15 protein-coding genes are annotated in these 26572 nt (G+C 69.4%); 1 reads left to right on the top strand and 14 read right to left on the bottom strand.

All coding sequences use genetic code 11. The annotated features are described in order from the left end of the window. Nucleotides 1-25: 25 nt before the first annotated feature. The 13 genes from O7607_RS00230 to O7607_RS00290 form a co-directional block, all read right to left on the bottom strand. The gene (locus tag O7607_RS00230) at nucleotides 26-2179 is read right to left on the bottom strand and encodes a UvrD-helicase domain-containing protein (protein ID WP_269700186.1); all 2154 of its coding nucleotides are present in this window, start codon (nucleotides 2177-2179) and stop codon (nucleotides 26-28) included. Next, entirely contained in the window at nucleotides 2179-8556 is a 6378-nt protein-coding gene (locus O7607_RS00235) for a DEAD/DEAH box helicase (RefSeq protein WP_269700187.1), read from the bottom strand. Before O7607_RS00235 ends, O7607_RS00230 begins: the two co-directional genes overlap by 1 nt. After that, the gene (locus tag O7607_RS00240) at nucleotides 8553-13268 is read right to left on the bottom strand and encodes an Eco57I restriction-modification methylase domain-containing protein (RefSeq protein ID WP_269706857.1); all 4716 of its coding nucleotides are present in this window, start codon (nucleotides 13266-13268) and stop codon (nucleotides 8553-8555) included. The genes O7607_RS00235 and O7607_RS00240 overlap by 4 nt, the downstream gene beginning before the upstream one ends. Beyond that, the gene (locus tag O7607_RS00245) at nucleotides 13265-16126 is read right to left on the bottom strand and encodes a helicase-related protein (protein WP_269700188.1); all 2862 of its coding nucleotides are present in this window, start codon (nucleotides 16124-16126) and stop codon (nucleotides 13265-13267) included. Before O7607_RS00245 ends, O7607_RS00240 begins: the two co-directional genes overlap by 4 nt. Nucleotides 16127-16269: 143 nt before the next feature. Next, nucleotides 16270-17391: a hypothetical protein gene (locus O7607_RS00250; protein ID WP_166457850.1), complete on the bottom strand. Its 1122-nt coding sequence runs from the start codon at nucleotides 17389-17391 to the stop codon at nucleotides 16270-16272. Then, nucleotides 17391-17906 carry a DUF4365 domain-containing protein gene (locus tag O7607_RS00255; protein ID WP_269700189.1) on the bottom strand — a complete coding sequence of 172 codons (516 nt, stop codon included), beginning with the start codon at nucleotides 17904-17906 and terminating at the stop codon, nucleotides 17391-17393. Before O7607_RS00255 ends, O7607_RS00250 begins: the two co-directional genes overlap by 1 nt. A 762-nt stretch (nucleotides 17907-18668) precedes the next feature. Further along, nucleotides 18669-19973 carry a hypothetical protein gene (locus O7607_RS00260; protein ID WP_269700190.1) on the bottom strand — a complete coding sequence of 435 codons (1305 nt, stop codon included), beginning with the start codon at nucleotides 19971-19973 and terminating at the stop codon, nucleotides 18669-18671. After that, nucleotides 19970-20653, bottom strand: coding sequence for a GGDEF domain-containing protein (locus O7607_RS00265; protein WP_269700191.1), 684 nt, complete (start codon nucleotides 20651-20653; stop codon nucleotides 19970-19972). Before O7607_RS00265 ends, O7607_RS00260 begins: the two co-directional genes overlap by 4 nt. 241 nt (nucleotides 20654-20894) lie before the next feature. Then, nucleotides 20895-21173, bottom strand: coding sequence for a hypothetical protein (locus tag O7607_RS00270; RefSeq protein WP_269700192.1), 279 nt, complete (start codon nucleotides 21171-21173; stop codon nucleotides 20895-20897). 230 nt (nucleotides 21174-21403) lie between these two features. Then, the gene (locus tag O7607_RS00275) at nucleotides 21404-21856 is read right to left on the bottom strand and encodes a hypothetical protein (protein WP_269700193.1); all 453 of its coding nucleotides are present in this window, start codon (nucleotides 21854-21856) and stop codon (nucleotides 21404-21406) included. Nucleotides 21857-21861: 5 nt separating this feature from the next. Then, the gene (locus O7607_RS00280; RefSeq protein ID WP_269700194.1) at nucleotides 21862-22908 is read right to left on the bottom strand and encodes a DUF4192 domain-containing protein; all 1047 of its coding nucleotides are present in this window, start codon (nucleotides 22906-22908) and stop codon (nucleotides 21862-21864) included. A 418-nt stretch (nucleotides 22909-23326) separates the two neighbouring features. Next, the gene (locus O7607_RS00285) at nucleotides 23327-24169 is read right to left on the bottom strand and encodes a TRM11 family SAM-dependent methyltransferase (protein WP_269700195.1); all 843 of its coding nucleotides are present in this window, start codon (nucleotides 24167-24169) and stop codon (nucleotides 23327-23329) included. Continuing rightward, nucleotides 24162-24737: a hypothetical protein gene (locus tag O7607_RS00290; RefSeq protein ID WP_269700196.1), complete on the bottom strand. Its 576-nt coding sequence runs from the start codon at nucleotides 24735-24737 to the stop codon at nucleotides 24162-24164. The genes O7607_RS00285 and O7607_RS00290 overlap by 8 nt, the downstream gene beginning before the upstream one ends. Before the next feature lie 279 nt (nucleotides 24738-25016). On the opposite strand from O7607_RS00290, the gene O7607_RS00295 reads away from it, so the two are divergent. Next, on the top strand, nucleotides 25017-25784 hold the full coding sequence (locus tag O7607_RS00295; protein WP_269700198.1) for a hypothetical protein: 768 nt from the start codon (nucleotides 25017-25019) through the stop codon (nucleotides 25782-25784). A gap of 154 nt (nucleotides 25785-25938) precedes the next feature. On the opposite strand, the gene O7607_RS00300 is transcribed toward O7607_RS00295, so the two are convergent. Next, nucleotides 25939-26208, bottom strand: a complete 270-nt coding sequence (locus tag O7607_RS00300; RefSeq protein ID WP_269700199.1) for a hypothetical protein — start codon at nucleotides 26206-26208, stop codon at nucleotides 25939-25941. Nucleotides 26209-26572: the final 364 nt, after the last annotated feature.

The following is a 26572-nucleotide window of genomic DNA, read 5'->3' on the forward strand; positions in this document are numbered from 1 at the left end:
TGTACCGATCATGGCCAGAGCAGAGCTATCGACGTTGGATCACCAACAGCTCGTCGCGAGCACGGGTTGCAGCTACGTACACCAATGACCGGGCCCGCAGCTCAACGTCGTGCCGCTCGATGGGATCAAGCTCGTTGAGTCTGGTCCTCTCGGCGACCGACTGAAACCCGACGTCGGCGAGTATGACCTTGGCGAACTCCATGCCCTTTGCCCGGTGCATGGTCATGACCAACACTCGGCCCTCCCCCGGGCGGTCGCGGTCGACCGCTCGTGCGGGCACGCCGCGCTCGTTGAGCGCATTGACGACCCGTTCCCGCTGAAACTTGTCGTGCACGAGCACGGCGATCGTCTCGGGTGTGGCCCCGGCGTCGCGCCAGGAGCGGATGCGGTCGGCGATCCTGTCCAGCTCCGAGGCGAGCGAGTCCAGCGTCTCCACCGCTGGCACCGGGCCTGATCGTGCCGACCGATAGCCGGTGATCTCCGCATGTTCTTCGAGGTCGACGTAGTGACCGCCGTCGAGCACAGTCATCGCGTAGCGCAGGTTCTGCGCCGTAGTGCGGTAGTTAAGGCTGAGCCGCTGCGATCGCCCGACGATCTTGATGCCGTAGCGGCCCAGGACGGTTCGGCTGCCGTAGATGCGCTGGTGGGAGTCCTCCGCGATGAACAGGTCGTCTTCGCCCTCGGCGACCAGAGCGCGCAGCATCTGCCAGTGCGTCGGCGACAGGTCCTGGCCTTCGTCAACGAGCACGTGGTCGGCTTGGCCACCGCTGGTCGTCAGGTGAGCGGCGGCGACGGCGGCAGCCTCGGCGAAGTCGAGTGTGCCGTCGATGCGGCACTGCGCCCGGTAGGCGGCGATCAGCGCCCAGACGCTGTCCCGCTTGGCCCGGTCGAGGGCCACACCACGACCGGGCCGGCGTACCCGGCGGTACTCGTGCTCGTTCTTGACCTTGTTGGGCAGGACGATGAGCGCGTATTCGTTGCTGAGGAACGTCTCGTTGACGATCTCCGGCGGCAGCGAGGTCGCCGACGCTTCGATGACCTCCCGCCAGCGACCGGTCGGCGTACGGCCGGTCGGCGTCGATCGGGCCTCGCCCAGGACGGCGTGGACGGCGTCGGCGATGCCGCCGCCGGCGGACCGGATGACGGTGGCGGCAAGTGCGTCGACGCCGGTGACGTGGACGCCGGGTACGTCGAGTGCCGGCGCCTGCGGCACTGTCGGGTCGAGTAGCCCGAGCCCGTCGCGGAGCGCGTCTGCCAGGTTCGTGGTGAAGGTCGTCAGCACGATCCGCGCTTCGGGCCGCTCCCGGGCCAGCGCGCGGGCGCGATGCAGGAGGACGACAGTCTTTCCGGTGCCGGCACCGCCGGAGAGTCGGAAAGGCCCTCGGTAGCGGCGCACCGCGTAGTGGCGCTGCTCGGGGTGCAGGAAGACCCGCCACGAACCGAAGTCACCGTTCTCGATGACCCGGCGGAGTTCCTCCTGGCCGTCGATGAAGGCGAACTGGGCCTGAGCGGCCGGTTGCTGGAGCGACCGAAGCAGGTCGGCGTCGTCGTCACCGGTCTGATCGGGCGCTTCGAGGTGCAGCCGCTCGGCGATGGCGTCGATGGAGTCCTGGGTGGCGAGGTCCACCAGGAGCAGCCCCAGCCAGCCTTCGTGGCGTTGTGCCAGCTCCAGGACGGCATCCTCGTCCGGCGCGGCCAATGCCTGGTCGGCGATGTCGGAGGGCACGCCGAGCCGGTCGACGAGTTCGCTGCGGCTGCGCCCGAGCCGGACCAGCAGCGGCTCCTCCGGTTCCGTGCGGGGGTGCTCCGGACGGGACACGGCAGAGCCGCTGCCGTGCGGCGGTGCGACGGGTCCGGCCTCCTCGATCTGGGGCAGGCCGTTGATCGGGTTGACCTTGAGACGGACCCGGGACGCGACGGCGATGGCGTCGTCGTGGGGCCAGACACCGTGGATGACGTAGTGGCACTCCCCCGCGCCGTCGAGCCGGAACATCACGGCCCGCCAGAACTGGTCGACACGGCCGGTACGGACGCGGGGGTCGGCCGCTCCCGCGATCGGTTCGACGTGCAGGCCGGCGGTGGTGTCATCGGCGGAGAGCTTCTGCAGGAACGTCATCGCCTTGGCTTTGACCGAGCCATCGATCTTGACGGGCCACTTGGTCATGATGATTGTCGGCATCAGCGCTCCCCCTGTTCGGTGGCACCGGTCAGTGCCGCGACGATGGCGTCCGGGTCCGGCTGCACGACGTGCCAGCCGGCAAAGCTGAGGTCCGCGCGGTCCTCGTCGGGCATGTCGTAGAGGTCCACTGCGACGTGCCGGTGCGGCCAGCAGATGTCCATCGGGATGCCCTGCGGGCCTTCCACGCCGATCAGCGGGGCGTCGAGGCCGCCGCGGGTGGCGAGCAGCCGGATCAGGTCGCGTTCGGCGCCCGGCGCGGCCGACTCGTACGCCGACACCCAGCTGTCGTCCACGCCATCCGGTAGGCCGTCCGAGCCGGTCGGCTCAGATGTGGTGGTCGAGGCGGTGGCGACGCCCGCACGGCTGGTGGTCGTGATGACGGTGGGCCAGTCACGCAGGGACATCGCGTTGGACAGTTGCAGCCACAACCGCCAGGCGTCTGCGTGGTCGGCGTCGAGTGCTTGCTCCCGGTCGTCGAGCACGAGCGCGGCGTGCACCGCCGAGCGCGCCGGCTCGATGACGACGGCCAGCGCGCCGAACTGCCGCACCAGGACGGTCCGCCCGCCCGGTGGCAGCTCCTCGCCGAGCAGCACGGCCCGCCCGATCGTGGCGAGGCCGATCCCTTCGGCGCAGGTGCGGCGCGACCGGCTGTCGACGAGGAACATCGGCACGGCCCTCGCGACGATCCCCAGGTCCGTCGGCTTGGGCGCCGACACCCACGCCAGCACCCAGGAGACCGGGCCGGAGCGCAGCCCTTCGTACGCGCTCGGTGCGGCCTGGAACGGGGCTTGTTTGATCAGTCGGGCCACAGTCGCCTCGGCGAACCACGCCGGAGCGGCGCTGGTGTCCTGCTCGGCGGCGGCGAGGTCGGCTGCGGTGACGGCCAGGACCACGCGCCCGGTGTCGCGCAAGATCTGGCGTTTCTCGGCGTCCTCGGCGAGCCGGTTGCGGGACGCGACGGCGTGGAAGGCCCGGCCGTCGGTGAAGACGGCCACCGCCGGTACGGAGGTGTCGTTGGATTCCAGGAGGAAGTCGGGGCGGGAGTTCTCGACGTTCACCTGCGGGGTGAGGGTCCATTGCCGGTGGTCACCGGGCAGAGTGAAGCGCAGTGCGTTGCCCCAGGGTTTGGGCACTTCGGTGATGGCGGCTCCGATCGCCTTCAACCGCTGCACGAGCAACTTGCGGAAGCGTTGTTCCAGGTGCGATTCGGGGCTGTCCTGCGGCGGGGTCTGCACCAGCGTCCACGGCGGGCCGTCGGCGGTGTCGGCGTCCTCGGGCAGGCCGAGCAGGTGGGCGAGGTGTCGCTCGGCGGCGGCACGGGATGTGCGGCGCAGCGCGGCGGGCGGGGTGAACGGCAGCAGACAACGATGGCAGGCGAGTCGTTCCTCGTGCCTGCATTCGCACTCGCGCACCCGCCGCCAGGCCCGCGCCAGCAGGTCGCGCAGCTGTCCGGGGTCGGCCAGGTCGGCCAGGTATCCGGTGCCACCGGGCACCACGTCGTGCAACAGCAGCGCGTCGTGGTTGTCGGTGCCGTCGCTGAGCGTCGGGTCGACGACGTGCTCGACCCGCAGATGGTCCGGGTGCCCGCCGATTTGCTCACGCAGCCCGAGCAGCAACGCCGCAGCCAGGCTGGGCACGGCGAAGTCGTCGCCGAGGGTGACCGCGTACGGCAGGCGCAGCAGCAGCCCCTGGGTACGCAGGGTGCGGGAGAGGGCGACGGCGACGGTGTTCTCCCTGGCCGACCTCCGGTACGGGCACCAGGCGCGGTGTTCGTGCGGGCGATTACGACCGGAGTCCGTGTCGAGCTTGCCGCACCCGCTGCACACCCGGAACAGCGCTCCGTTGCGTTCGTCGGCCGAGATGATTCGCGACATGCCGTGCCCCGGGACGCCGACGTTCAGCCACCGCAGGTCCATGGTGCGCAGGTAGGTACAGCCCAGCCCGGTGTTCTCGGCGAACCACTTCGCCGCCACGCCCGCCGGGTCGATGTCGGCGGCCGTGATGAGCTGGAACGGGAGGCGGTCGCGTTGGTCGCGCCGGTCGGAGATCTTCACCTCGTCGCGGCGCACCTCGGCGGAGACGTGGGCCAGTTCCACCACCTGGAGATGCTGGCCGGTGTCGGCGATGCCGGTGCTGCCGCACCGCGGGCACCTCGCGATCGGCTGTTCCTGCCCGGTGGCGGCGATGTCGGCGGCGTATCCGCAGGCCGGGCAGAACGCCCAGGGGCGGATGGATTCGCCGTCGATGCCCAGGTCGATCGCGTCGACGGAGATCTCCCAGCCTCGGGCGTAGAAGGTCGCGCCCGGCGCGAACTCGCGGATGGCCTGCGCGGAGGCACGCTGGAACTGGGCGCTGTCGCTTTCGAACTCGCCGGAGTCGGGGTTGGTCCAGCTGATCCCGACCGCGAGCGTGACCGTGTCGTCGAGCAACGTGTAGTTGGGCAGAAGGCCGTGTTCCTCCAGCACGCTGATCCAGTATTCGCCGCGCAGGTGACCGAGCTGCCCACTGATCAGTTTGCGGGTGGTTCGGGCCGAGCGCAGGGCGCGTTTGTCGTCGTCGGTGACGGCCGGGGAGGCGGCCTTGGCCTCCAGTTCCGGCAACACCTTGTTGATCTGGATCTGGCGCTGCCGGAGGGTTTCGACGGTCTGCTGCCAGCGTCGGCTGGCCGCGTGCACGTGCCCGGCGAACAGGCTGGTTCCGGCGCCGGCCACCGGGCTGACCCAGTCGACGAGCCCGTCGACGGTGGACTGCGGCAGTGCTCCGATCGTCTCGGTGAACCGGCGTACCGCGTCGGCCCCACCCGTCTCCGCTGCGGCGATGACCTCGCCGAGGAACGACCCCGGCTCGCTGGAGCCGATGGCCTGCTGGGCGTTGCTCGGGTGGGTGTGGCGCCCGTCGCGGGCCATACCGTCGACGAGGCAGGCGGTGAACTGCCGACGCAGGATCTCCTCGGCGCTCAGGTAGGTGGCGGGTGGACGCACCTCGCCGTTGATGACCGACAGCGGGTCGCCGAGCTTGGGTAGCTGCTCGCCCCGCCCGGTCAGGTAGGCCAGGTTCAGGGCGTTGCCGGTGATGCGTCCGGCCCGCCCGACCCGCTGCAGGTAGGACGCCACCGTGCGGGGCAGCGACGACAGCAGGACCGCCGACAGGTCACCGATGTCGATGCCCATCTCCAGCGTCGGCGTGGCGACCAGCACGTTCGGCGCATTCGCTTCGGACGCGGACCTCTTGAAGCCCTCCTCGTAGCCCAGCCGGGTGGCGTCGTCCAGCAGACTGGTGTGCTCGCGGGCGACGATGCGGCGCATGTCCGGCGAGCTGTACAGCCGGCGGTAGAAGTTGTCGGCCAGCGCCTCCCGGGTCAGCCGGCCGTGGCAGCGCACCAACATGCAGGGCGCCCCATCGAGCTGGTCGATCGTGGTGCGGCTGCCCGGCACCAGCGCCCGGCAGGTGTCGCAGGCCAGGAGGTGACGCCCGGCGGTGAGATCGTCGAGGCGGGCCGGTCCCACCGCCACGCCGGACGGTGGGATCGCGTAGACGGTGGCACCGCTCTGACTGGTGACGGTGGTGAGCACGCCGTCACGGGCGAGCCGGTCGAGCAGCAGGCGGACGAGCCGCCCTCCGTCGGCGGGGCTGACCGACAGCGCCCGCGACGTCCAGCGCGCGTACCAGGACTGGGCCGCCGTGACGGCGTCCAGGTCACTGTCACGGACGGGGTTGGCGGAACCCCCGACGCGCGGGTAGCTCGGTGCCGGGCGGGTTTTGGGAAAGGCCGGCATGCCCTCGTCGCGGGGCCGCCCACCCCAGATGGACCAGCGGTTCCCGTCCTCCTGCCGGAAGGTGGCGAACCAGGGATGGTCGATGGCGCCCTGCACCCGCATCCGGTCCAGCACGCCGCGCGCCCACCGGACGAGCGTCTCGTCGGACGGTTCGGCGCCGTCCCCGTCGAGCGGGTTCTGAACGGCGAAGCCGGTCAAGACGGTCCGGGCGGCGGCGGCCATCCGGGCCGGCGGGCCGGCGTCCACCTCGACGGTCACGGCGCCGGTCAGTTCGAGGGTCCGGCCGGTACGCGAGTTGAGCCCGAACTCCAAGGCCACGTCGAGGGCGAGCCGCTTGCGCACCCGGGACATCACCCGGGCGGGCACCCCCCGCAGCGTCTTCGACGTCCAGAACGGGGCGAACGACTCCCGGTCGACGCAGTCGGGGCCGAGCAGGCGGTAACGCTGGAAGCTGTCCTCGCCGGTGCGGCGGATCGCGTCCTCGACCAGCGCGTCCAGGGTCAGGGTGCCGGGGGCGATCGCGGCGTTGAGCGCCGCCCGCAGTGTCAGGGTGTGCGAGCGGGCCTCCACGAAGCCCGCCCGGTGCGCGGCGTCCTGCACCGAGTCGGTGAAGACCAGGGCCTTCTTCTCCTGTACGTCGAGCGCCGCCGACCCGAACAACGTGGACAGGGACACCGATAGCAGGGTGGCGATTGCGCTGCCGAGGAACCGGATGCCGTCCGGCTGGGAGCAGGAGGGACAGGTGTCGTCGCGGGCGTGCTCATCGGCGTCCCGGCCGGCGGTGGTGAGCACCGGCAGGATCCATCCGTCGCGCAGGTCGGAGTCGTCGTCGGGCGGGGCGGCGTCGAGCAGTTCCCGGCCGCGTACCGAGAACCAGGCCAGTCCGTCCGGGTGCGCGGCCCCGTCGTAGGCCGCGTTGGCTTCCGCCGGCGCGTACAGCAGGGCCCGGAAGCGTCCTTCGCGGGTGGCGTGGTCGCGCCGGATGCTCTCGTCGTCGGCGGCGAGACCGGTGCCGACCGGAGCGAGCGCGACACCCCAGCCGGATCGGCCGCAGAACCGGCAGTAGACGGCCGGGAACGACGGCCGGATGTCCTCGGTGTCACCACCGGGCACGGGTGGCCCGTCGTCGCCCCAGCGGAACCGGGCGGTGGTGTCGGCGGCCCGGTCGATCCGGGTGAGTTCGCGCACCCACAGGTGCACGTCAACGGCGAGCGCGTCTCGTCCGGCCACCGCCCGGATGTGCCCGAGGGTCGCCACCACCGCCGATATCGCCTGCGACCAGTCGGTGTCGAAGCCGCCCGCCGCCAGGCGTGAGGTGCGCTGGCCGACCTGGCCGGCGATCGTGCGGACCAGGTCGTCGACACTGACGGCGTCGGCTGTCTCGTAGGTGAGTTCCTGCACCAGCGGGTGCGCCTTCGCCAGCGCGAGCAGCAGGTCCGGCCCGGCCGCCGCGAGCCGGTCAGGGTCACCGGACCAGAGCAGACCCAGGACGGTGCGGGTGAGAGCGGCGCCGTCCGGGTCGGCGCCGACCGCCTCGACGGCGGCGCGTACCTCGTCGGGCCGGAACGCGTCAGCGACGGTGAACCCGGCCGCGGCGACGACGACTTCCGCGTCCCCCACCCATTCGGCGAGGTCCTGCCGGGACTCGGTCACCACCGCGTCGGCGGGGAAGGGCTCGCCGAAGACCGTCTCGGCGAAACCGAGCATCGCGCCGGGATCTCCCTTGTCGCCCAGGGTCGCCGACGTGGCCACCGGCGTCATCAGCCCCAGCGGCCGGGACCGGGCGGTCTCGGTGACCGCCGGGTCGTCGTCGTGCCAGTGACTCTTCAGCGCCAGGCCGAGGCGACGCAGCAGCATGGCGACGTCGGTGCCCTGCGCGCCGTCATAGGTGTGGAACTCGTCGAGCACCAGGTAGCGCAGGCTGGTCGCGGACTGCTGCCACAGGCTCTGGTCGTCGTGGCGCAGCAGCAACTGGTCGAGCATCTTGTAGTTGGTGAGCAGGATGTCGGGCGCGGTGTCCCGGATGATCCCCCGATCGGTGATCAACCCGTCGGCGGTGACCATCGTCCGCGGCCGGCCCTTCTCCCCGGTGTAGAGCGCGGCGGTGACAGACGCCAGCTCCGGGTGGCCGGTCAGCAGCCCGGCGAGGCGCCCGGCCTGGTCGTTGGCGAGCGCGTTCATCGGGTACAGGATCAGCGCCTTGATTCCGCTGACGCCCTCCAGCCGGGCCCGGCGCACGTGGTCGAGGATCGGATACAGGAACGCCTCGGTCTTGCCCGAGCCGGTGCCGGTGGTGACGAGCGTCGGCTGCGGACGCCGCCCACCCAGGGAGGTCAGCCGCGCGAACGCGGCGGCCTGATGCCCGTACGGGTCGGGGCCCGCGTACCAGTCGAGATGCTGCCGCCAGCCCTGCTCCGCCGGACGGAACGGCAGGCGCAGGCGCACGTACGGCCCCTTGAACATGCCGGTCACCGGGTCGGACAGGAACGTGTCGAGGCCGTCTCGGGCATCCGCGTCGGTGAGCGCGAACGTCGTCGTCAGGTAGTCGACCAGACTGTCCCGGACATTGGCCGCTTGGACGGTGGGCAGCAGCTCGGTCACGAACGCTCCCGCAGGCGCTGCGCGAAAACGGCGTACGCCTGGCGCATGTCCGCCTCCCGGTCCAGGGTGACGAACGGCAGCTCGTAGGTGTAGGTGTTACCGGCCTGGTTGGTGGCGGTGCGCTCCTCGGCGGTGATCCGGTCGCCCTTCCTGCGCCAGACGGTGAGCACCGAGTTGGGCACCAACCGGCCGTTCGCGTCATAGAGGTAGACGTTGCGGTCGTAGCCGCGCAGCACGGCGAACTGGGTCCGGTAGATCGAGCACAACTCGTCGGCGGTCAGGCCGAGCGCCAGCGCGACGAGTGCGTCGATCTCGACGAGCGCCTGACGCCTGTCGGCGGCGATCCGCAGCGGCGTCGTCACTGTCCACTCCAAACCAAAGTCAACGAGGGGGCGGCGTCTCTGGTGGGCCAACCCGCCCGCCCAGTCATCGGTGTTTGCCCCCGGTTCGCACCAGCGCCATAGGTCGGCATATGCCTCCGTCAGGCAGTTGAGCCTCAGGACACGCAGCGAGATCTCTGGCGTCAGGGGGTGGTCCAGCACGAGTGGCATCCGAGCGATCGTGCTGAATAAAATGGCTGACTTCGGCGCGCAACGAATGAGCAGGTCAGACAAGAGAGAGGACAGGAATCCGCAGACGATCGGAATCCGGACGATCTCCTCGGGCGGCACTGCCAGCGAATAGAGGGTGTAGAGATGGGCAGCACCGGGCGGGATGATCGCGGGGATCAGGGTGCGTTCGCCCTGATTGGCGGCCATTGCCCGCCATGCGATGCGGTAGTGGTCGCGGGCGGGGTCGGGGTGGTCCTCGTCGCCCCAGTCGGTGTAGGCGCAGTCGTAGGCGTAGCGGTCACCTCGGGGTTGGTAGGCGGTAGCGGGGATCGTGTCGACCGCCAACGCCTCAAAGTCCGTCACTGACCAGTCCTGGTTGTTGCGCAGCGACTCGTTCGGCTGCTTGTAGACCGGCGTCGACACGAACAGGTGCGGCCCTTGGAGGATCACATCGTCCCAGGACTCCGGCACACCCCACTCCGATTCGAAGTACCCTCTGCGGCGATCCGTTGTTTCGTTCCACCCCTGCGAGAAACGTAGTCCGATTTCTCCGATGCGTGAGGCGCGGGAGAGCTTTTCGAGCACGACCGCCGTCGCGCGGTTCACCGCGTACACCATCCGGGTCTCCCGGATGGGCACGTCGTCGCTTTCCATGGTGGCGTGCCAGGCGCGCAGCGTCTCGTCGGTGACAGTGGTGATCCGTGAGGCATGCGGGCGGAGGTCCCAACGTCCCTCGTCGTCCTTCAGTCCGGGCTCTGGCCCGGACCCGTCGTGCAGCAGGGATCGCACCGCAGTGTCGGGATGGTAGAGCCAGCTCGCTTGTAGGAATTGAGGCGAGACCGATCCTGGGCCATGAATCGTTATACCGAAAACGTTGGAATGATCCATATCAAAAAGGCTGAGTTCGTTGACGAAGTGCCAGTGGCGGCGGAGTCTCAGGTACAGCTCCGAACGGAGCAGGCCCGCCTTCTCGTCGGTGAAGTGCGAATTCGAGTGGATCATGCCGATGGTGCCGCGAGCCGAACCGTGCCTCCACATCACCTCCATGAAGCAGCGGTACAGGTCCGGACGTAGGCCGGTGAGATGCGGATACTGCGGTGTCGCGCTGACAAATGAACCCACACAGACGGTTTCCCCCGTGCCGTCGATGACCAGGTTCCGCACACCTGGCAGATCGAGGGTGTCGACACGCTTGGCGGCCACCTCGGCCTGGGTTGGCTTGAGCGCGAGTTGCCACCACGGGTCGCCCTCGGCGAGTAGAGCATTCACGTCGACGTCCGGGCGCACCCAGGGTGGGTTACCGACCTGGAGGTCGAAGCCGCCCCGGGCGAACACCGTGGCGAAGTCCAGGTGCCAATGGAAGAAGCCCTGCCGCTCGGCGATGCGCTCGCACACCACCAGCCACGGGTGCTCCCGCCGCACCGTCTCGATCGGCCTCGCGTTGGCGAAGCCGATCTCCACCTGCTCGGCCTCGTTGAGCTCGCTCCAGCTCATCCCGACGGTCAGGGTCGGTCCGGAATCCTTGCGCTTGCGGAGTTCCGGATTGCGGCCCAGCAGCGCCTGCAACCCGGCCACCCACTGCGCGACCGTCGGTGGAGCGATCACCTTCCCGTCAACGGTTGCAGATTCGTCGGTGAGCGGCCAGAACCACAGCGCCGCCCACGCGTCCATCGCCCGGCGCAGCCGCCGGTAGGCGCCGTCCTCGTCGGCGAGGGCCTTCTCGATCTCCTCGCGTTGCACCGCCCCACCAGCGGGCAGTTCGCCCGCCTCCCACACCGGGATGCGCCGGCGGATCTGCTGCTCGGCGAGGTCCAGGCGACGGTACGCGATCTGCCACAGCGACTCGACCCGGTGCGCCAGTTCGGCGTACGCGTCGACGGTTTGCTTTGTGGGTTTGGTCTTGGTGCTTCCTCGCCAGGTCTTGAGTCGCTTCGCGGCGGCGGGGGCCAGTGCGGCGGCCTCCTTGGCGTCGGCGGCCGAGCCCCAGCCGTCGGCGGGCAGCAGGAAGTGGTGGATACCGTCGGCGGCGACCCGGCCGGCGGTCATGCCGTCGACGAGCGAGGTCAGCGGCATCTCCTCGGGCACGGCGCCCAGCCAGGACTTGTCGGCGACCTGGCCGCGCCGGTAGACCGCCCGGCGGGCGCCGATCAGCGAGTTGCCGCGCTTCAGGTGCAGGCCGAACCACGGTGCCGGCAGGCCCGGCACCATCGTGTCCAGCCACAGGGTGATCTCGGCGAGTTCGACGGCTGTGGCGTTCAGGTCGACGCCGTAGACGTTGTGCAGGGCGAGGTACGCCTTCACCTCCTGCAGGCGTCGCGGGTAGTCGTCCGGGTCGATGGTCCTGCCCTCTTCGGCCAGTTCCTCCTTGCGGCGCTTGAGGTACTGCTCGGCGAGCTGCCGCACCGCCTCGATGGCGAACGCGCCCGACCCGAGCGCCGGTTCGCAGATCGTCATGCCGAGAATGTCGGCCGCCGGGGTGCGTTCGCCGTTCTGGTCGAGCAACTCCTCCAGGGCCTGGCCGACGGTGAACCTGGTCAGCACCTCGGGGGTGTAGTAGGAGGCCGACTGCTGGCGTTCCCGGCCGGCCAGCCGGAACACGAATGAGCCCTGTTTGTGCAGCACCGGCCGCAGCTCGCCGGTCACCGCGTCGGCCGCCTTCACGAAGTCGGCGGCGGCGATGCCACCCGCCCGGTCCGCCGGCACCACCCAGGAGCCCTTGCCCGCGTCGCCGCCCTTGGCGACCTCGTACAGGTCCGTCTCGGCGAAGAACCCGGTGTACGACATCAGCCCCTCGTAGACCGCGCCGAGCTGGTTGATGCCAAGTTCCGCGTACGAGATGAAGCCCCGGTCCCGGCCCCGCCGCTCCTTGCTCAGCAGCAGGTGGGTCAGCACCTCCTGAAGTGCCGCGTTGCCGAGGCCGACCGCGTCGATGTGCGCGGTTGCGCTGGGCCGGAACAGGTCGGCGCGCAACGGGTTGAAGGGGAGCCCGGGTGTGGACAACGCCTCGTCGTCGTCCGGCTCGGGGCTGGGATGGCCCTTGTCGACCAGCCGGAACAGCACGCCGAGGGACTCGTAGAGGTGGGTGCCGGTCCGGGCGCGCGGGGTCGCCAGTTGCACCTGGACCAGCTCCCGTAGCCGGTCCAGGCTGTAACCCCTGTCGTACTCGGGTGCGCCGACCGGCAGCACGCCCAGTTCGGGCGAGGCCTCGGCATAGAGCAGGAACAGGATGCGGTAGAGGAAGCGCAACGCCTGTTTGGCCAGCGGCTGTGCCTGTGCCGCGGGCAGCGGTTCGAGGCCCCGGGCGCGACGGCGGGCCACCACCTCGTTGGCAATGATCTCGATGGAGAGGCGTACGCCCTCGCGGAGGTCCTTGGAGACGCCGACGGTGTGCTTGATCGACTCGTCGAGGACACCGCTCCACCACAGGCCGCCGTCCGCGTCCGGAGCGATCGAGGCGGCGGACAGACAGGTCAGCGCGCGGTCGATCTCACCGCCGCGTCTGGTGTCGTTGCGCTCGCAGATCAGTTGCAGGTCGACGGCGAGATAGCGGCCCTCGGCCCAGCGGTCCCGTTCCGCCAGCACCGCCCAGCGCCCGGCCAGGATGAGCACCAGGTCGGGCGCGTCGTCCTCGCCGAACAGGCCCGAGACCAGGCGGGCGGCCGAGGGAAGCTCGTCACCGTCGTCGGTCAGGCGCACCGGCGCGGCCAGCGTCCGGCCGTCCTTGGCCAGAACGTCCTCGACCGTCGCGACCGGCTGGGCGAGCACGACGGCAAGCGGTGCCCCCTCGGTGATGCCGGGCGCCGAGACGCGCAGGACCGGCCCGTCCCCGCTGACGTCGAGGCCGTGCCCGCGAAGCCCCAGGATGCCGACGACGCGCTCATGGATCGACGCGACAGCGACAGCGGTGGGCTGCGCATCGGTGGCGCCGAGATCGGCCTCCACCTCGGCCAGTTCGGTGAGCTTGGCGAGGTCGGCTTCCAACTCCTGCCGGGCCTCGATGAACCGGCTGCGCGGAGTGGGCCGGCGCGCGTCGGCCTCCGCGTCCCACTCCTTGCGGCGCTCCAGCACGCGGGCGTGGAACGACTCCTTCGTCGCGTCGGTGGTGAAGTAGTGCTCCGAGATCCAGCCCTCGCCGACCAGGATCGCATCCGAGACGCTCACCGGGTGCCTCCGCTCTGCGACACGACGACCAGCAGTGGACGGACCAGTTGCCGGTCCGGATTCATCTCGGCCACCAGCCTCTGCTCCTGTGCGATGCTCACCCGGCGCTGCTTCAGGTCGCGGCGCTGGATGAGCGCGTCCGCCTCGTCCTGCCATTGGGCCAACCGGTGCGACCACTGCTCCACCCGGTGCGCCACGTCCTTCTCGGCCGCCGCGAACAGGTCGTGCATCTGCGCCCGGGCGTGCTGGACCGCCGGGGCGATGAACCGGTCGAGCGCTCCGGCGTCGGGCACCGCTCCCGGATTGGCCCGCACGGTGTCGAAGCCCAGCGCGGCCAGCGCGGCGGCGGCCGACGGATGCGGGGTCACCGGGGCGAAGGACAGGTCGTCGGGTGCCGGGAACTCCACGGTCAGCCAGGCCGCCGAGACGACCTGCCCGCGCCGGTTGGTGAGCGTGCCCAACAACAGCACGGTCGGGCCGTCGACCTCCCCGCGGACCGCGAACACCTGGTTGCGGCCCAGGCCGGCCAGCGCGCGGTCCGAGGCCCAGTCCAGCACCGGGTGCAGCGGGCCCAGGTAGTGCGCGTCCGGCCAGCTGGAACCGGTGTCGTCGCGGAGCGCCTGCTCCAGCCGTTCCTTGCCCCGGGCGACTGTGGTGGCCAGTACGAGCCGGTCGGTGACGCGCCGGTCGGCAAGATAGCTCTGCGGGAGGACGTCGAGACGTTGCACCAGGTCGGGCGGCGGGATCAGCTCTGCCGTGCCGAAGGCGGTGTTCCGCCGCCAGGCGACCCCGTTGTTGCTCGGCAGCCCGGTCGGGTCGACGAAGGCGGCATGCAGCGCCTCTTCGAGGTAGGAGACCTCGTCGGGGTAGAGCCCGGAACCTGCTGTCGTGGTCGTCTCGGGCAGCGGCGACTCGTCGGCCTCGTCGACGAGGCCGAAGAACATCGCTGACAGGTCGTCGGTGGCCAGCACCTCCTCCGGCGTCCGTACCACGTCGTCCAGGTCGCGCTGCCCGGCCAGGACAGCCCGGATGGCGTCCTCCTCGCCCTTGACGTCGTACCGGCCCATCAGTGAGGCGACGTCGCCGAGCGCGCGGTGCGCCTCGTTCTCCTTGTCGACGAGTCTCGCCAGGATGCGGACGTCGCCGGCGAACCGGTCGCTGTCCGGATCCAGCAGCAGGGCCGCGATCCGAGGTGAGTGTCGCTGGCCGTACCGGTCGATGCGGCCGTTGCGTTGCTCGATCCGGATGAGGCTCCACGGGATGTCGTAGTGGATCAGATGGTGGCATTGGGCGTGCAGGTTCACCCCTTCGGAGGCGACGTCGCCGGTGACCAGCACGCGCACCGCCGTGTTCTCCTGCTTGAAGGCGTCAACGATCTGCTGCTGCTCGTCGTCTGGCAGGCCACCGTGCATGACCGCGACGGCTCCGGCGGGCAGGCCGAGATCGGCGGGCAGCTTCTCGTGCAGCCAGGCGAGGGTGGCCACCCGTTCGGCGAAGACCACCACGCGGGTCGGCGAACCAGCGGCGACGCCAATTCTCTGGAGTCGGCAGACCAGCTCGGCGTACTTGGCCGAGCCTTCCGCCAACGCCACTGCGGTCAGGCCGGCCAGCCGATCCAGCGCCGCGCGTTCAGCGTTCGCGGCGGCGTCGTGCCCGAGCCGGGCCCGCCGCTGCCGGACGGTCTCCGCCAGCGCGGCCGGCGACGACAGGAACGCCTTGGCCAGCGTCCACGGGAACAGCGACGCGTTCTGCCCGGAGTAGGGGGTGCGCCGGTCCAGCGGCCACAGCCACACGTCCTCCAGTTCGCGTGCGACCGCGTTCTCCGCCGGGCTCGCGGGTACCAACACGTTCTCCGGTTCCTCCCGCTCCGCCCAGTCGGCACCGACGACGCCGGCCACCTCGTCGCTGTGCCGGTGCCGGCGGATCACCAACCGTTCGATCTCGGCGGCCACCAGCTCGCCGCCCGGCGGGACAGCGGACGGATCGAGCAGCCGGACCAACTCGGCGAAGGACTCCTTGCGGCCGTTGTGCGGGGTCGCCGACGCCAGGATCAGCGTTTCGGCATTGCGGGACAACGTCCGGGCCAGTTTGTTGTTCTGCGTGGCAGCGTTGGCCAGGTTGTGCGACTCGTCGATGACGACCGCGTCCCAGCGTTGCTTCTTCAGGCTGGCCGCGTACCGCTCCGATTTCAGGGTGTCGATCGAGATAATCGCCCGCCGGAAGTACGTGAACGGGTTGCGGTTGGCCGGAAGCTTCTGGCGGACCCGTTGGATGCCGGCCGAGTCGAGCCGGACGAACGGTAGTGCGAACCGGGACCACAACTCCTGCTGCATCTGTTCGAGCACGTGGCGTGGGGTCACGATGAGAATCCGCTCACCCCGGCCGCGGCGCACCAACTCCGACAGGATCATGCCGATTTCCAGGGTCTTGCCGAGCCCCACCGCGTCGGCCAGAAGGATCCGGGGCCGCAGGTTGCCCGGGTCCAGCGCCTTGCGCACGGCGGTCTGCTGGTAGCTCAACGGGGTGGCGAGAGCCTGGGTGGACACCGTGAGTGAGCGGTCGGCGAGCGGAACCGCTGTCTTGCGGTAGGTGGACTCCAGCCAGAGCCGAGCGTCGCGGTAGCGGGGGCTGTTGTCCGCCACGACGCGTGCGGCTGCCGGGTCGAGCGGCGCGACACGGTCGAGGGTGGCATAGAAGCTGGCGGTGACCTCACGAACCAGTTCTCCCAGTCCGCGGACGTGCACGAGGAGTCCATCTGCGGTTTCCTCCGCGGTCTGTACCAGCCACTCCTCGTCGCGGATGACCACCACCGACCCGGGCGCCACGTCGAGTGCCGACTCAGAACGGATATCGCCCACGGCCGTCTCCTCCCCCATCGAGTCGCGGTCCGAAGATCCTATGTAAAACACTGGTGGCCGGGGACCCGGTCATCCGTTCCGGCGAATCGAATCAAGAGCGCCAACCGGTCGTACGAGCGGTTGAAGCGCCACAGGTGGGCGGGTCAGGACGCGGTGGTGTCGCTGAGGACATCGACGCGGGAAACGCGCTCGATCCGCCCGCGTACCGCGATTCCCGTGACCCGCACATGCTGCCGGCGCCCGTGCGCCTCGACGAGTCGCTGATAGAGCAGATCCGGCAGGAGTACCCGCACGGATCGTTCCGAGGAGCCGTACACCGTGGAGATCGGTCCCCGCACGGTCGCCTGGCCGCCCTCGCCGATGTCTCGCCGGAGTTTGCTGACCTGGCCCTCGACGGTGACCTCGCCGTCCGGGACGGCCACCTTGAGCTGCTCCGCTGCCGTGTGCAGCACCTCGATCCGGCGGGTGTTGAAGCGGAACGAACGAGCCGGCACGGTGGAGGCCAACTGTGCGGCCCAGTTGAACCTGACGTCGTAGGGAACGCCGTCGCGGCCGAGTTTGGCCAGGGCGTCGCAGACGTTGGCCGACACGCCCTCACCGGTACGGCGAAGGAAGAGCCCGAGGTCGAAGTCGCGCTGCGCCTCACCGGAGGCGGCGAAGCATGCCCGCACCGCGCTGTGCATCTGTAACGACACGCGGCGGGCGAGCGGCACACCCGTGTTCCCGTCGGTACGCGGGACGGCGAGCCGTGCCGCGATCGCCCAGCTCCCCGAGCGTGGCGTTCCCAGTCGAACGGTACGCGCGAAGTCCAGCGCGCTCTCCGGCCGGCGCCCCTGAACCAGCATCGGTTGCTCGCTCATCAGGGCGTAGGTCGAGGAGACGACGAGTTCCCGCACTCCCGCCAACGCGTCCACCGCGTTGAACAGGGGAATGGTGCCGGACGGGCCGCCCGGCAACAACCGGAAGGAGAGCGTGTCCGCGCCGGTGGTCTCCAGATCGTCGAGGAGCAACCGGATCGGACGTTCCTCGACCGCCGCCACGGTGGTGAGGAAGTCGGAGACACGACTCGCGTAGTCACGCAGGCCCTGATCGCCCGGCACCAGCACCTGGAAGTCGCCGTCATCCTCGCTACGCGACCACAGGGTCGCCCTTTCGAGTCGCTGCTCCTGCGTCCAGCCGGTGGACGCCAGATAGCGGCTCAACGTCTCGGGTGTCAGCCCCGATGCTGCGCTAAATTCGTCAGCACTCATGGCGATCGACGGCATCATGACGCAGACACTCGTTGCGCCAGACGGGGCTCGAGAAGCGATCGTAAGCCCTTGACGGTCAGCAGATTCCGCTTCGGCACGGGGACCGTGACGTGGCGCTGCGTTGCTTGGTCGATCACGGGCGACGTCCGTAGCGACGTCCAGTATCCGCAGTGACTGAGCCGCAGGGAAGTCTCGTCCGCCTGCGCGTACTGACCGGCATCCGCAGGCACAATGACCAGGAAGAGGTAACGCGAGACCGCGAACCCCTCGCCGGCGAGGTTGTTGTAATGCCGCACGTCCATGGGATAGAGCCAGTCCAGGTCGGTGCCCTTGGGGCTGGACCAGGACTTGACCTGCGCCTCGATCTTGGGAAAGCGGACCGTGCCGCGCGTCCCCGGAAAGTCGATCGAGAAGTCCACCCCGGTGTGGTCTACGTCCTGCTGCCCGGCGATAAGACCGGCGGCGCTGGCCAGGACCCGCACGAAGCTCTCACCGAAATACCCCTGGTGGTTGTACCTGCCGTAACTCATCCACCTTGCCCCAGGCCCACACCGACGCGCTCCGTGGGCGTAAACATACTTCGGGTTACCGTCGTTGAGAACCCCTGGGCTGCCGCTGCAGACTCGATCGGTGGTTGGGCTAGCCGACTCTGTCGGGCTTAGGTGGGAGCCTATGCCCAGACGAGCCAGCCGGCTTGCTGCGTGGCCGGCCGTTCGCGCTGACCACAGGTTCCGCGCCAAACTATTCGCCCGGATCCCGCCGCGAGCACCTTGAGCTACATCGGACCAACTGAGTGTTCGGCACCGCTGGGCCAGCGGGCTCTTCCGCTTACGCGTGCCAACTCCAGCACGGAACGACCAGTTGGGAGCGCCGCGCCTAACTATCTGCCCTGGGCGGCGTCACCGTTACGCTAGCCAGAGGGTGGGCCCATCAACGGGCTTGCCCCCTACGGAGCTCCTGCTCCCAATCTGCTCCCAATTTAGGGGCAACAGCGCGGAAGCCCGTTACCTATGACTCCGGTGACGGGCTTCCTACCTGCACATACTCATGGTGGGCGATACTGGGATCGAACCAGTGACCTCTTCGGTGTGAACATAGTCGTCTACTCGTCCGGGGCCCGGACGAAGGAGCGTCACCATCGCCGTGTCATGGCGGCGCGCGTCCTTGGCCCTCCGCAGCTCAGTCGCCTGGTGCGTTTCGGTTGATGGTCTCGCCGTGGAGGCCGTACGCAGAGGTGGCCCTTGCTGTTGGTGGTGACAGGGGACGGGCCCCTGCCACCACCTGACATCAGGTCACGCTGGTCGCGGGGTCGGCTCCTCACCCTGCGGTTTGTGGCTCCTGAGCATGCGAACGGTGGTACTGGTCTTCACCGGGGACTCGGCTGGCCCTTTCAGGAATGGATTGATGTAGACCGGGCGGCGAAGCGATCGGCCTGGGCCGTAGGCTTGGTTGCGCCAGTGGCCGGAAACCCAGAACCGGCTACTCTGACGCCGGCCGTGCTCCCCCGGCATCGTCTCTGCTGCGTCGCTCGGGCTGCGGCGGCCGCGGATCCGCACGATGCGCACCTCTGGTTGGTCCCGCTTCGTACGGGCATAGGCGTTGACGATGTTTTTGTCGACTCTCGCGACGTCGACCTCTGCGGCCTTCTGAGTGATCAGCAGCCATGTAGCGAACAGGGCGGCTGCGGGGTGGTCGGCATCGATCAGATGTTGCTCAGTGAGGTGGGCGGCCGTCATGGGTACGAGCCAGCCGACTTGCTCCCGGAGCCGTTGCAGGGGTTTGCCTTCGAGTCCGGCCCCGATGGCGCGGTAGAGGACCACCTGCCAGCCGTCGGTGGCCAAGGTCCAGGAGGCGGCGGTGATCTGGTGTTGGGTCACGGGCCGCGACCAGGTGATGAGTACGTTGGCCGGCGGGCCGAGGTCGTGGCCGATGGTGAGGGCGGTGAGCTGGGTGGCGGCGTGTTCGGCGAGGTCGGTGAAGTCGTCGTCGATCCAGTACAGGCGCGACTGGTCGAGTCCGTCAGCGACCTGGGCGCGTCTTCCGGTGAGTCCGAGCGAAGCGGGAAGGTCGTCGTTGCCTCGGTAGAGGTGGGTGAGCCGGTCGCGGACCTTGGGCAGGTCCTTGGCTGCGATGGATGCCGCTGGCCAGGGGGTTGTGGTGAGGAGCGTGCGGCTGGGGAGGCGGGCGGCGAGGAATGCCAGGTGCAGTTCCTGGATGCGCCCTCGTACTTCCGGGTTGGTGCCGACGTCGAGGGCTTGGACGGCTCGGTCGACGACCAGGTCTGGGCGGCCGTCGTCGATGTGGGTTTGGCAGGTGGCGCATGCTGCCCACGTCTCGCCGAAGTTCTGCACGAAGGTGGCGGTGGAGCCGATGGCGACGGCGGTGACGTTTGCGCCGTGCAGCGTCCAGATCGGGTAGGAGTCGCCGCAGAAGTCGCAGGTCCGGCGGACGGTGGCGAGTTGGCTGACCGGGACGGGCACGGGGACGTGTCCGTCGGTGGCGAGATGGACCGGGTGGACGTGGGTGGGCGGTGTACCCAAGGTGTTGAGCGGGACCAGGCAGGTGCGGCAGGCCATCTCTTCGGGTGGGGCGGTCATGCTGGGGCTCCGTCGATCGGGCGTCGGCGGTCGCGCAGGCGTGGTCCGCGGCGGTGCGGGGCGGGTGGCATGGTCATGCCTGGCTGGTAGGTGACGTGACGGTTCCGCCCGTTGCGCTTCGCGTGGTACATGGCGACGTCGGCCCGGTGGAGCGCGACGTCGGTGAGCGGATCGGTGGCTTCGACGATCGCCAGGCCGATGCTGGCGGTGACAGAGTGCTCGTCGGTGTCGAGGGCGACGGGCTCGGCGATGATCGTCGCGAGCGCGTCGGCGATGCGGTCCGGGTCGCCAGCGCGGCTGGTTAGGAGGACGGCGTATTCGTCGCCGGCGAGCCGTGCGGCGGCGCCCCCGTGGAGGGCGGCGAGGTCGGTGATGCGGTCGCCGATGGCGATGAGCAGGTCATCGCCGTGGTCGTGGCCGTGGGTGTCGTTGACGTGCTTGAAGTCGTCGAGGTCGATCAGGGCGACCGTGATCGGCTGGGCGAGGGCTTCCTCTGCGAGGGCGGTGTGGGCGGCGTGGAGGCCGGCGCGGTTGAGCATGCCGGTGAGCGGATCGTGGAGCATCGAGCGGTGGGTGCCGGCGAGCTGGTGGCGTAGGCGGTGGATGGTCGGCCAGGCGCTGAGCCGGCCCAGGACGTAGGCCACCACAGCGGTGGCGATCATGAGCAGTGGTCGGGACACTGGGGTCCTCCTTTCGGGAGAACCCGGGACGCGGACGTTTCCAGGCGGCGCGTCCCGGGTCCTGATACGACGACGGCCCGCCAGTGGCGGGCCGGTTTCGGTTCCTGCTGCAAGGACTCGCGGCACTGGTGGCCGGAGCGTTCGGGCCAGGGCCAGGCCGGCGGCGCCGGACAGCGGCACGTCGAACCGCGCTGCAGATACGACAGCAGCCAGTCACCTCGTGACTGGTCGCGGGATGGTGTCAGCGGCGTACCGGGTGTTTGGCCTGGTCGGCGCGGAGTCTGGCCGGAAGGTCGGCGGGGATCTCGGCGTAGGGCTCAAGGGCCGAGAGCACTTCGGCCGGGTCGAGAATGGTCTCGACCCGGCCGAGGTGGATGACGTCGGGTTGCCGATCGGGTTCGGTCACCGGGTCCCAGGTGAAGTCGACGAGGGTGGCGATGTAGGTGCGGTGTGGGTTCCAGCCGACCTGGATCGTGTACCGGTCGAAGCCTGGCTTGGGTATGAGGGTGTAGAGGCTCATGGGTTCCTTTCGTGGAGATCTCGCGACGTTGCCGAGTCGCTGCCTCCGATGGCCTGCTGGCTGCGAAGGCTGGCGCGGAGACCGCCAGTGGCACTGGTTTCCGGCGCCGCACCCCCCTGCTCTTGACCCCTCGGGGAAGGCTGGCGCCGCTCGGGCCTGAAGGCGCGTTCTGCGGTAGGCGCGAGGGGAGGCTGATGGCCCTGGCGGCAGGCGTCCATCGGGCCGGGGACTCAGGCCGGACGGTGTCGGGCGCGTTCCTCCGCCGCTTCGATGATTTTGTCGCGGCGTGCGGTGGGAAGGCTGGCGAGCAGGTTGACGTAGTGCTGTTCCTGTGGGGTGAGCGGTTCGGCGAAGGCCTGCTTGTAGGCGAGGCGGGCTGCTTCGTGTTCGGCCTCGATTGGGCCGCTGTGGTCGTAGGCGGAGGCGACTTCGCGGAGTTGCGCGGCTGCGGCGAGGGGGTCTCGGGACAGCGAGGTGTCGTAGAGACGGAAGTTCGCGGGCAGGTCGGCTGCGGTGATGGCGGTGATTAGGCAGTGGTCGGCTTGGACGCTGTAAGGCCACGAGTTGCCGTGGGTGGGGGTTTCGCCGCGGGCGCGCACGGCGGCACGCTCGGCATACCAACGCAACCGGGCTTCTTCCGCTTTGCCGGCGAGGGCCAGCAGGATGGCGCGAACGGGATCCATGATCTTTACTCCTTTTCCATCGGGTCGTCGGGCAGAGCGAGGGGTTCGGAATCGGCGTCGGCGAGGGCCTCCTCGATGACGGTCGGGGGTACCCCGGCCTGTATGGCGTGAAGGACCGTCTCGGCGAACTGGTAGGTGCCGTCGATGTGGAGGGCGTGTTCGGCGGCCATGGCGGCGAGGACACCGTCGCCGCAGCGCCAGGCGGTGACGGCGAGCAGGGTGGCCGGCGCCGGTACGAGTGGCTCGTCGGCGCGGCGCGTGATGTCGGCCCAGAAGTCGACGTGCCGGCTGTGTGGCTCGGTGAGGCCGACGGCGAGGTCCCGGATGTCCCGGTCGACCAGCAATGTGGTCAGCCATGCCACCTCGTCATTGGTGAGACGCGTTCCCGCGTCGTGTCGACGTAGCGCGTCGCGGACTGCCCGCTCACCGGCCTCATACATCGCGGTGCCGCCGACCACGTGCAATGCCTCCAGTCGGATGCGCGCCTCGCGGCTGGCCCGTTGGATGGCGTCGCGCGCGGCGCCGCTCACCGGCGTGATTTGGCCGGCGATCGACGCTCGGTCGGGTCGAACCACGACGCCCGCGATGGTCGCCCGGACCGCAACCGTTGATGCGATGGGGTCGAACGGGGTTCCCTGGGGCGGGCAGCAGGCAGGGTTGTCGCAGATAAGGCTGAACAGGCGATCCCCAGCGATCCGCAGCAAGTCGACGACGGGCAGTCCGGCGGCGGCGAAGGCGTCGCGGAGGGCGCGCAGCGCCGGGTCGATGGGGTCCGGCGTGCCGTAGCCGATGATCACCACGTGGGTGAGTGGCTGTTGCCGCTGCACGACGGGGATGAACTGATCGGCGAGGGCGTCCAGCTGGTGTGCGTACTCTGAGCCGGCGGGCAGGTCCCCACGTGCGGCGAAGACGATCCGTCGGCCGTTGCAGGCGATGACGACGACGCTGCCTTCGCTGGGATGAAAACCGATGAGGTAGGGCACGGCGGCGGCCAGATCGGCCGGCGAGCGGACTGTCACTTTGTTCTCGGGTAACGACACGATGACCTCCACAATGTGACTCGGGTCGAAGGGATGGGATTGCCGACGGCATCTGGGCCGGGCGGGGGTGCATAGACCTGAAGCCGAGTGGTGGTACCGGTGGCGACTTCCGGCTGGTGACGTACGGCGGCAGGCGGCCACCCGAGTGGTGGCCGCCTGACCGACGGTTGCTACGCGCGATCGCCACAAAGGCGCGAGCGGGCTTGATGGATTGCGGCGTTCTGAGGCTGGCGCTGGCGGCCGACCGAAGCGGTGGGCGAATGCCGTCGCGGATGCGTCAGACGAGCGCAAAGAAAGAGAAAAGAAGGAATCCTCAGGCTATGCGGGCTCCCGGAGGCAGGGCCCCACGTGTCAGAACTGGCTATCTGTCAGGCCCTGACAGCCCAGCCGCCGCGAGCCGGCACCTCGGCGGGAGCGCCAACGGAGGCGTCTATGGACGCTGAAGCACGAGGACGTCCTCGTGCGCGATCAAGTGCATGGGAATGCCGTCGTCGCGGGCGCGGCGCACAGCCAGCAGCACGAACATGTTGGCCCGGTGGACGATATGCCCGTCGCGGACAGCGGCGAGCATCGCTGCGCACCGCTGCACCGGGATCAGCCCGACCGACCGGGCGACGGTGAGCAGCTCGCCAGGCAGATCTATCAGGTCGTTGCGCTGGCGGCGCACCGGCCGGCAGGTGATCACGACGATCCCGCCCGGGCGCAGAAGCTGGTAGCTGGCGGCGAGGATCGCGGCGAACCCGTCGAACAGACGCGACCAACCACCGTAGGCGAGGTTTCCGCTCTGCCGGTCACCGTAGTGGTGGTGCCGCTTGCGCACGCCTGCGCTCGTCGTCTGGACCAGTCCGTGAGTGCCGCGTCCGTACGGCGGCGAGGTGAGCACGAGCCCAACCTGGCCGACGACGGTGGCGGGCACCAGGTCGAGCAGTCCGGTGGCGTCGCCGGTGAACACCCGCGCGGTTCCCGGAGCGTTCTGCCCTGTGGCAAGAGCGATGTTGGCCTCAGCGATGGCGGTGTAGCGAGGTTCGATGTCGATGCCGAGTCCATGACGGCCGAGGTGCATGGCCTCGACCAGGGTGGTCCCGACCCCGCACATCGGGTCGAAAACCAGATCCCCCGGCCGGCTGTAGGTGGTGATGGCGTGGGCGGCCGCGTGGGGCAGCATCTTGGCCGGATGGCTCGATGTCGTCGGAACGTACCGGCCGCGGCGCTGGTCACGGGCGGGTATCTGGCAGGTCAGCCACACCGAGGTGATCGGCAGCGAGTCACCCATGGCCGTCGCCGAGCTGCGTGACGCCTCGGGTCAGGATCAGCACGTCGGTATGGATGTCGAGGTGCGTGCGCAGGCCGCGCCGTGGCGGACGGTCAGCCGCCACGATGTGCTGCAGATACATCAGTCCGGTGCGCTTGGCGGCGACGACCACGTCGACAGGCAGGGCAACGTCGTCGTGCGGCAGCAGCACCGCGACACAGCCACCAGGCCGCAGCCTCGTACGGCAGCGGGTGAAGAACTCCTCCGGCGCGGCAGCATCGTGGGGCGGCCATCCGGAGACGATCAGCGTCGCCGGCTCCGGGCCCCGCTCTCCAGGATCCGCCAGGATCAGATGAGCACGGCGCTGCGTGCCGATAATCGCGCGGGCCAACTGCGGCCCCACCGCCAAGTCGATGATCAGATCGGATCGGTGGCTGAGATTGTGGACCAGCCGCACCCCCATCGCGTTGGACATGGTCTCCCCCGCCTGCGGCGCGGGGACCGGCCACACGGTGATCGGCACGGGCGGGTCGCCGGGCACCACATCCCCCACAGGATCGGGTGCGCGACGCGGCTTCTTGTCGGTCATAGGCACGGTGGCCCCCGGACCGGCGGACGTACTGACGATTCCCAGGGCCACGCTGACAGGCCGATCGAACCCACCCCCGGTCTGACAGGACCCATCACCCGGCCGGCACGCGACGCGGGGTAAGCAGGCATGACCCGCTCTGACCGGTGTGGACCTGACAGGGCAGGGCACGACCCGTCCGACCCTGACAACCGACTCTGGTGTCAGGCCGAGCTGTCCCAATCGAGGGCCTCGGGAACGTCGCACCAGGCGACGTCCTCCGGTCGAGGGGACCTCACCATGGCATCAACGACGCACACGACGCCAACCGACACAGCGTTGACCACCGCCGAGAAGGCATTCGCATTGCTGACCTGCGAACCCGCACCGCTGATGTTCGACGCACGGCCGGTGCCAGGTCTGCCGGACAGGCCACTGCCGCTGGACGAGCTACGCACCCTGCTGCTGAGCGAGCATCACAGCAGCGACACCACAGACGTGCTGTGGCGACAGCTGGCCCACCACGCCCGCGAGTGGGGACCAGCCTGGGTTGTAGGCGCGATCGGCGTCGCGCTCCCCGCGCTGACACACCTTGCGGCAAGGGTCAGCCGAGGCAGTCCGAGGCACGCCGACGATGTGGACTCCGAAGTCCTCGCTGGCTTCCTCAGCGCTCTCCGCACCGCAGACCTGGCACCACCTCGGTTATGGCTCCGGTTGTGCTGGGCCGCCTGGCGCGCCGCAGTCGCGGTCGTCAAGGTCGACGATGGTGAGGAATTGCCACCCGACCTCGCAATCGGCTCGCGGACACCCAGAATGCCCTATGGGCATCCTGATCTGCTGCTCGGCCGGGCAGCTGCCGCTGGCCTGATCACCCCCGACACCGCCGCACTCATCAGCGCGACACGCTTCGGCGACGCCCTGATCGAGCACCTAGCCGCCAAACACGGCGTGACCGCACCTGCACTGAGGATGCGCAGGCGTCGCGCCGAACACCTCATCGCCGCCGCTGTCAGACGGGGCGACCTGTCCGGCCCAAGTCCTTCCGGGCACCGGGCGCACAGGCCCTGACCATGGTTATGGGCAAACAGCGAGCCAACGTCCGTCCTCGAGTCAGTTGCCCTCCGCGGTGTGCCTAATCGCCGGACCGGTCCTGTTCACTGCGCCCGATTTGTTCCGGTCGGCGACGCTGAGTACGGCTTGGTCGCCGGCATCCCGCCATGAATCACCCCCGGGAAGCTTGGTCCCAGCGGCGCGCCCGGTGTCGCAGCCAAACGGCGAGCGCAACGAATGCCAATCCCCAGACTGCCCCGCCGTCATCCGCCTGCCAGATCACAACAGCGTAGAACAGCTGGTAGACCGCCCAGGCGTTGAGCACCCAAGCCCTGACTCGCATGTTCCCCGGGTTGGTCTTGCCGAGAACGGTTAGGGCAAACAAGAAGGCCGCCCAGCCGATCCCGGTAACGATTGCGACGCCGTCTTGGAAGTCGTGCACTTCTGTCTAGCCCTCTCTGCCCGCTCGACGGTGTGCGCGACCGGCCTGGTCGCTCGTGGGCTCTTCTCCCGCCCGCCCGAAGGCGTCAGCGTAGCCGGTTCATCCGCTACATCCAGGCGCTCAGCGACCGGCGGTTCCTCGCACATCGTCATGGGGCCTCGATGAGCCGGTGCCGCTCTGCGGCAGTTGATGCCCTCGTGAGACTGGTACTACTCCCGTTCTGACGGCTTCGGGCAGGTCTTGAGGCAAGGCGAAGTCGATCGTGATGCCGGCATAGTTGCATGATCAATCGGTTGAGATGCCCAGGGATGGAGAGCTCATGAGTGGGCGAGTTTGCTGGGCGACACAGTGCGGGTCGCTGCGA

The organism is Micromonospora sp. WMMA1949 (genome assembly GCF_027460145.1).
Classification (GTDB): domain Bacteria; phylum Actinomycetota; class Actinomycetes; order Mycobacteriales; family Micromonosporaceae; genus Micromonospora.

Coding starts and splice junctions, on each gene's coding strand:
- O7607_RS00230 (WP_269700186.1), bottom strand. CDS start 2,179: ATGCCGACAATCATCATGACCAAGTGGCCCGTCAAGATCGATGGCTCG.
- O7607_RS00250 (WP_166457850.1), bottom strand. CDS start 17,391: ATGCCGTCGATCGCCATGAGTGCTGACGAATTTAGCGCAGCATCGGGG.
- O7607_RS00255 (WP_269700189.1), bottom strand. CDS start 17,906: ATGAGTTACGGCAGGTACAACCACCAGGGGTATTTCGGTGAGAGCTTC.
- O7607_RS00260 (WP_269700190.1), bottom strand. CDS start 19,973: ATGACCGCCCCACCCGAAGAGATGGCCTGCCGCACCTGCCTGGTCCCG.
- O7607_RS00270 (WP_269700192.1), bottom strand. CDS start 21,173: ATGAGCCTCTACACCCTCATACCCAAGCCAGGCTTCGACCGGTACACG.
- O7607_RS00275 (WP_269700193.1), bottom strand. CDS start 21,856: ATGGATCCCGTTCGCGCCATCCTGCTGGCCCTCGCCGGCAAAGCGGAA.
- O7607_RS00285 (WP_269700195.1), bottom strand. CDS start 24,169: ATGGGTGACTCGCTGCCGATCACCTCGGTGTGGCTGACCTGCCAGATA.
- O7607_RS00290 (WP_269700196.1), bottom strand. CDS start 24,737: ATGACCGACAAGAAGCCGCGTCGCGCACCCGATCCTGTGGGGGATGTG.
- O7607_RS00295 (WP_269700198.1), top strand. CDS start 25,017: ATGGCATCAACGACGCACACGACGCCAACCGACACAGCGTTGACCACC.